Source organism: Kitasatospora sp. NPDC127067, from assembly GCF_042724755.1.
Classification (GTDB): domain Bacteria; phylum Actinomycetota; class Actinomycetes; order Streptomycetales; family Streptomycetaceae; genus Kitasatospora; species Kitasatospora lactacystinica.
Genome location: NZ_JBHXEM010000230.1, coordinates 1 through 6811 on the forward strand (window position 1 = coordinate 1; position 6811 = coordinate 6811).

A 6811-nucleotide genomic window follows, 5' to 3' on the forward strand; every position below is an offset into this window, starting at 1 on the left:
ACGAAGAGGTCGCCGACGCCCGCGAGGCCGCAGCAGCGGAACACCTGCGCGGTCCTCGGGGCGAGCGTCCGGCAGGTGTCGGCCGCCTCGGCGGCCAGGGCGATCAGCGCGTCGTCGCCGTCCCGCCGGCCGGCCTGGACCAGCAGGGTGCCGAGCCCGGCCAGGCCCCGGCACCAGGACAGGTAGCGGCGGGTCGCCCCGGGCGCGCGGGCGGCGGCGACGATGCGCGGGAGGTCGGCCGCGAGTCCGTCCACGATCTGCCGGGCGGCGTGCCGGGACGCCTCGTCGGGCATCGCGAGCAGGAAGTGGGCGACGCCCGCGCGGCCGTGGGCGAAGCCCTCGGCCAGGGCCGCGGTGCCGGGGTTGGTCTCCTCCCCGAGGTCGTCCAGCGGCCGGCCGGCCAGGTCGGCGGCGCAGTCGGCCGCCGCCGCGCGGTGTGCTCCGGCCGCCGGGCCGAGGGCGGCGAGCAGCAGGTGCCCGGTGCCGATGCCGGCGGTGCCGCCGATCTGGTCCACGCCCGTCCCCTCGTACCGGCGGGGCCGCGGGGGCTCGGTGCCCAGCGCGGCGGCCGCCTCGGCGAGGAACAGGTCGACGCCCGTACGGCCCTGGTACAGCGAGCCGTCGAGGTGGTCGAGGGCCGGGTGGGCGGCCGTCCAGCGGGCCAGTTCGGCGGCGGCGGACCGGGCGTCCGGGCGCTCGGGGTGCTGGAGCAGTTCGAGGCCGAGTCCGGCCGCACCGTCGTACAGCGAGACCAGGGTCCGGGGGCGCTCCGCGCCGGGGTCTGCGGCGACCAGTTCGCGGGCCATCCGGACGCAGGTGGTGACGGTGTGGTCGAGGGCCTCGGCCGGTCGGCCGCCGCCCCGTCCGCCGGGGGCGCCGCGCCGGACCGGGCGGGGTCCCTCCCGCAGCCGGGCCGCCGCGGCGGCGCGGTGTACCGGGTCGAAGCTCAGCAGGCCCTCGACCAGTTCCGCCGCCGGGTGCCCGGGCTCTGGGAGGGCGGCGCGCAGGCAGGCGAGGGTGCGGTCGCGGTTGGTCGCCGGGTCCTGGTCGATCACCACCGGGTCGAGGCCGGTGAGGGCGTGGTGCAGGGTGGCACCCAGCGCGTAGTGGTCCTCGGTCGGGTCCTCGCCGGTGGCACCCGGCAGGCCGTACCCGGCGGTGGCGCCCGGGGGGCGGTCGTCGGCCAGGGCGCTCACGCCGAAGTCGACCAGCGCGGGCCGGCCGTCCGGGTCGAGCACCACGTTGGCGGGCTTGAGGTCGCAGACCACCACGCCGCGGGCGTGCACCGCGTCCAGCACGTGCAGCAGCCGGCGCGCCAGCGTCCACCAGTCCCGTCCGCCCGCTGTCCCGGCATCGGCACCGGCGTCGGCGTGGTACGGGCCGGCGGTGAGCACCTCGCGGCGCAGGTCGATCCGGCCGCGGGCCGCACTGACCAGGTACTCGTCGGTGCCGTGCCGGAAGTAGTCGACCAGTGCGGGCACGCCGGGGATCCCGGCCAGCGCGTCGAGCACCCGCTGCTCGTGCCGCAGCCGGCCGCGCGCGTCGGTGCCCGCGCCGTCCTCGGCGACGAAGGCCCGGGCCTGCTTGACCACCACCTCGCGCCCGGTGGCGAGTTCGACCGCGCGGTAGACGTGGCCGCCGGGCGCCCGGGTGATGCCGGCGGTGATCCGGTAGCGGCCGGCCCCGACCCGGGTGGTCGCCGGGCGGGCGGGTGCGTCGGCCGCCTCGAAGGGGTCGTCCGCCCAGGGCGGCCGACGGTAGCGGGCCTCGGCCAGCCCGGGGAACAGCGAGCCGTCCGGGCCCGCCATGCCGGCCTGCGCCTCGTCGTCGGTGACGCGGAACGGCCCGTAGCGGTAGTGCACCGGGGCGTCGGGCCGGACGGGGCGGTCGCTCACCACGGCGGGGCCTTCCCGGCCTGCCAATGCCTGCGCCAACTCCAGTCCCAGGGCGCGGACTTCCTCCGGCCGGGGGTAGACCGTGACGGCCTTGCCGACGGCGGCCGCGCCGTGCCGGCCGCTGTTGAGTTCCCACAGTGCCGTGGCGCTCACCGCGAACTTCACGTCGCAGACGCGGCCGAGCAGGATCGGAAGGACGGTGTCCAGCAGGGCCGCGAAGCCCTCCGGGCGGGCGGACAGGTGGAGTTTCCAGCCGTGGGCCAGCTCCGGCATCCGGGGGTCCGGGAGGTACCACCACTGGCCGTCGGTGCGCAGCGGGCGGTGCGGGCCGGGCGCCCGGGCGGCCAGTTCCTCGGCCCGGCGCCGCAGTTCCTCCTGTCCCAGGACCGCGGCGGGGCCGGGGTCGGGCGGTGTGCTCATCGTTCCGTCCTTCCCCGGTCCGCCGTGGTCCGCCGTGCTTCGGGATCCGGACGGATCAGGAGTTGAACTCGCAGGGGAAGCGGGTCGGGACGTAGGTCACCCACGGGTCGGCGAGGCAGGCGACGGGGGTGAGGTCGGCGTCGAGCTCGTCCTCGAAGACGATGGCGTTCTCGTCGATGTCCAGCAGGCCGGCGTCGCGGACGTCGGTCATCACAGCGCTCATGGGGGTCCTCCCAATGATTGGGGTCTTTGGGTCCTGCTTGCTGAGCGCGCTCATGCTAGCCAGGCCGCCCCACCCGGGACAGGGCGCCGACCGACCTGCCGGATCGCCTACGACAAAGGGAGGTTCCGTTTGTGGACACCGGCTCCGACGCCTCTCACCGGGGCCGCACACACCGGATCGGCACCTCCGGGACCGGAGGCGTTCACGGGCCGGCGACCGGTCAGCCGCGCAGGCGGCGAGCCCGGAGGTACTCACGGGCCAGCAGGCGCAGCGCGGCGGGCTTGGCCGGACCGGCCGAACGGCGCAGCAGGGCGCCGAGGTCGGCGCGGGCGGCGGCGCTGGTGAGCTCCTCCACGCCGACGATGCAGCGGACCATCGGCCGGTGGGCGGGCGGCACCCGGTCGATGACGGCCCTGCCGTCGGCGAGGGTGCGGTCGGCGCGGTCGAGCAGGGCGGCGAGCAGGGCCCGGACGGCGGGCAGGTCGCGGGCCCGCTCCAGGTCGGCGCGGGTGACGCCGTGCTCCTTCAGGGTCTCTTCGGGGATGGTCAGCCGGCCGTCGGCGAGGTCCTCGGCGAGGTCGTTGACGAAGTCGAGCCGCTGGCTGCCGTCGATGAAGGTGCGGCAGGCGGCGCGGTAGTCGCCCTGGTCGCCGTCCGGGCCGATCAGGCCGGCGACCACCATGAAGCCGGGCAGCGAGTACCCGTCCACGTAGGCCTGGTAGTCCTCCTCGGTGGCGAATCCGGTGAAGTCCAGGTCGGCCCCGGTCGCGGCGAGGAAGTCCAGCACCCGGTCCCGCAGGACGGGGTGGGCGGCGACGCTGTGCAGCAGGGGACGCAGCTCGGGGTCGTCGGTGCGGCCGGCGGCGAGGCCGTCGGTGACCTGCTGCCGCCAGCGGGCGGACGCCGCCCGGCGTTCGGCGAGCGGGCCGCTGTCGAGCAGGGTGTCGGTGCGGTGCATGAAGGCGGCGGCGGCGATCACGTGCGGGACCATCCGCGCGGGCAGCAGCAGCTCGGTGGCGAGCGCGGCCTCCCGCCGGTAGCGGGCCATCTGCTGCCGCTGCCGGCCGTAGTCGGCCCGCAGGCCGGCCTCCCGCACCCCGGCCGCGTCCAGCGCCCGCTCCCACCTGCCCACTCGGTCCACCCCATCGTTCGTTCGACGGGGCCGAGCGTAGCCGGTGGGAGCGGGAGGACCTATTCGGGGGCCCTGCGGCCCTGGGGCCCTGGGGCCCCGGTCAGCGCTGGCGGATCGTGGCGAAACCGCAGGCCGGGGTGCAGAGGGTGACGATGCCGCTGTAGCGGTGGGTGGTCCGGCCCCGGGTGACGCTGTGCACGGTGTGCTTCTCCCGCAGGTTGAGCTCCCGGCAGCGCGGGCACGCGGCGCCGACCGGATCGCCCCAGGGGCGGTTGGGGTTGAGCTTGGCGATGGAGACGACCATCAGGACGGCGGCCACGCCCGCGCCGCCGAAGCCGATCACCCGCCACACCCCGTTGCCGGACTCCCGACGGTCGATCATCTCGTCGTAGGAGTAGGTGCCCCCGCCGCCGCGGCTGGACCAGATCCGGCACTCGCTGTGCCGGGTCATGGTCTGGCCGTCGCAGGTCGGCGGGGTGTCCGGGTCCGCCTTCCCGACCACCAGGGCCAGGAAGAAGCCGAGTGCGATCAGCAGGCCGAAGACGACCACGGCGACGGTCCGGCTGCGGCCGGTGTGCAGCCGCTTGCGTTCGTTGTACGCCGTATCGATCACAGCCTGGGCCATGTTGCCCCCGTCGACCGCCACTGGTCATCTCCCGTTGTCCACGTCGCCCGCCGGGCCCGGGTGACGGGCCGGACGGGACCCCCGTCCGGGGGCGAGAAGAACCCACCACGAACGGTGCCCGCTTGTCCGGGACTTGGGAAGATCTTGACCCTTCGGTGGTCCGCCCGGCCGTCCGCTCAGTCGCCGACGGCGACCGATGCCAGGTAGGAGCCCGCCCGGGCAGGGTCGAAGTACCACTCCTCCAGGTCCGCCGGCTCGTCGAAGGCGTTGGCGAACCGGTGGGCCACGGCGGGCGACCGGCCCCCGGCGCCGAGGATCTGGAGCACGTGCGGGGGCGGTGGGGCGAGCAGTTCGTTGCTCCAGGTGGTGGCGGGGGCGGCGAGGTGCCAGAACCTGTCGAAGGCCTCCTGCTGGAAGGCCCGGTCGAAGGGCCTGTCGCCGTGGTCGAGGATCGCCTCCAGGTAGACGGCGGCGCACTTGGCGGCGTTGTTGGAACCCTGGCCGGCGATCGGATCGTTGAGGACGACCACGTCCGCGACGCCCAGCACCGAACCGCCGCCGGGCAGTTCGCCGATCGGGTGGCGCACCGCCGGGGTGAAGCGCCCGGCCAGGGTGCCGCCCGCGTCGGTGAGTTCGACGCCGGATCGGGTGCGGTCGTACTCCCAGGGTGTGAAGGTCTTCATCAACTCCAGGGTCACCCGCAGGTGTTCGGCCGGATCGCGGATCCCGTCGAAGGCGTCCGCCGGGCCGCCCGGTCGGGCCTCCCAGATCATGATGTCGCAGGGCCCGGCCTCGGTCAGGGCGGGCACCATGAACAGCTCGCCGACACCGGGCACCAGGTTGCAGCGCACCGCCGGGTAGTCGTGCTCGGGGCGCGGCCCGAGCCCGTGCACATAGCTGGCGGCCAGCGCGCGCTGCGGCCGCTCGTACGGGGAGCGCGCGTGGTCGCGCTCGAACAGCGAGGCCAGCGCGCCCTTTCCGGAGGCGACCAGCACCAGGTCGTAGGAGCCGGCCAGGTTCTGCAGGTCGGCCGCGGTCACCTGGCGCAGCTCCACCCGGCCGCCGCGCCCGGCGAACAGCTCCAGCCAGGTGGACATCTTCAGCCGCTGGTCGACGGACTGCGCGCGGGCGTCCAGCCGGGCGACCCAGTCGACCGCCCGCTCCGCCTCCGGCCCGGCGACCGACACCCCGAGGCCCTCGATCCGGGGCGCCCGGTCGGCCCACAGGTCGAGGCCGAGGGCACGCTCGGTACGCAGCGCGGAGTCGAACATGCACTGGCTGGACATCACCCGCCCGCCGCGCACCTCCTCCGGGCCGCGGTCGGTCAGCACCGTCACGTCGTAGCCGTGGGCCTGCAGCCCCAGGGCCAGTTGGAGTCCGGCCTGCCCGGCGCCGACGATCAGAATTCTGCGCATCGCCCCTGCTCTCCTGGTGGTACGTCCCGGACGGCGGCCCGCACGGCCCGGCCGCCACCGGACTGCTTACCAGTCATCGGGACGCCCGTCCACGGGCCGTGCCGGTGCCCGTCGCCCGCCCTCCTGCCGGAGCTCCCGGGCCCGGCGGGACGGCGGGTGCGTCACCCCGTGACCAGCTGCCGTCCGCTGACCTCCTCCGGGCGGATCCGCACCCAGCGCGGCCGGTCCCCGCCCGCCCAGGGGGCCGCTCCGGGCAGGCCGGCCAGGCGCTCCAGTTCGGCGGGGTCGTCCACGTAGTGCGCGGGGCCGAGGGCGAGCACGCTCCAGCCGCGCCCGAGGTACTCGTCGATGTGGTCGACCTGGAAGGAGACCGCGGCCCCCTCCTCCGGGGAGGCGGCGCCGTGCTCGCCGGTGCGGTAGGCGAAGGAGCCCCGGTCCACCACGTAGTTGACCGGCAGCACCACCGGCCCCGGCTCGACCGGCAGGGCGATCCGGCCGATGCCGTGGTCGCCGACCAGCTGCCAGCACTCCTGCTCGGTGAGGTCGAGCAGCCGGGGGCGCGGGCCGGGGCCGCCCTGGCCGGGCGGGGCGTCGGCGCGGCCGGACACCAGCTCCTCGGGGGTGGTGTCGAGGGCGGCGGCGATCCGGACGAAGCCCCCGGGGTCGAAGGAGGGACCGGCCTCCAGCAGGCACCGCAGGTAGCGGGGAGCCATCGAGGCCCGGTGGGCCAGGGCCTCCTCGCCGAGGCCCAGTTGCTCGCGCCGTTCGGCGATCCGACGGGCCACGACGGCGGGGTCGGGGGTGTCGTTCACAGGGGTGACTCCTCGGCTTGCCGGGGGCCGTCCGGCCGCGTCCGGGTGTTGACCAGGCCGGATCCATCCAAGCGCCCGGCCTGCGGCAAGTCGAGCAACAGCACGGCCCCGTGCGTGTCGGTCCGCGCCCGGGACCGGCCGCTGCCGCCGACGTGCGGTCGACCAGCCGGTGCCACCCGACCGACGCGCCACCCGACCGAGGCGCCGCACCCCGACGCCGCCGGGCGGGCCCGGGTCGCCGCGCCCGTCAGGGCGCTGCCGGCGTGCCCCGGACCGGGCCGTTCAGCGG

The 6811-nt window shown here is 76.0% G+C and carries 6 protein-coding genes; all 6 read right to left on the bottom strand.

The window, feature by feature from the left end:
* The coding region (locus tag ACFWJ4_RS40300; protein WP_380554137.1) for a lanthionine synthetase LanC family protein at positions 1-2315 on the bottom strand (2315 nt) is incomplete at its 3' end.
* A gap of 55 nt (positions 2316-2370) precedes the next feature.
* Positions 2371-2538: an SflA family class IV lanthipeptide gene (locus tag ACFWJ4_RS40305; protein ID WP_380554140.1), complete on the bottom strand. Its 168-nt coding sequence runs from the start codon at positions 2536-2538 to the stop codon at positions 2371-2373.
* Positions 2539-2758: 220 nt separating this feature from the next.
* Positions 2759-3670, bottom strand: coding sequence for a phytoene/squalene synthase family protein (locus ACFWJ4_RS40310; protein ID WP_380554142.1), 912 nt, complete (start codon positions 3668-3670; stop codon positions 2759-2761).
* 100 nt (positions 3671-3770) lie between these two features.
* Positions 3771-4316: a hypothetical protein gene (locus ACFWJ4_RS40315; RefSeq protein ID WP_380554145.1), complete on the bottom strand. Its 546-nt coding sequence runs from the start codon at positions 4314-4316 to the stop codon at positions 3771-3773.
* Between the two features lie 155 nt (positions 4317-4471).
* Positions 4472-5710: a styrene monooxygenase/indole monooxygenase family protein gene (locus ACFWJ4_RS40320; protein WP_380554147.1), complete on the bottom strand. Its 1239-nt coding sequence runs from the start codon at positions 5708-5710 to the stop codon at positions 4472-4474.
* Positions 5711-5871: 161 nt separating this feature from the next.
* Positions 5872-6522, bottom strand: a complete 651-nt coding sequence (locus ACFWJ4_RS40325; RefSeq protein ID WP_380554150.1) for a helix-turn-helix domain-containing protein — start codon at positions 6520-6522, stop codon at positions 5872-5874.
* Between the last annotated feature and the right edge of the window lie 289 nt (positions 6523-6811).

Bases quoted from the DNA above. Each gene is read 5' to 3' on its own strand.
- ACFWJ4_RS40305 (WP_380554140.1), bottom strand. From the start codon at position 2,538: ATGAGCGCTGTGATGACCGACGTCCGCGACGCCGGCCTGCTGGACATC.
- ACFWJ4_RS40320 (WP_380554147.1), bottom strand. From the start codon at position 5,710: ATGCGCAGAATTCTGATCGTCGGCGCCGGGCAGGCCGGACTCCAACTG.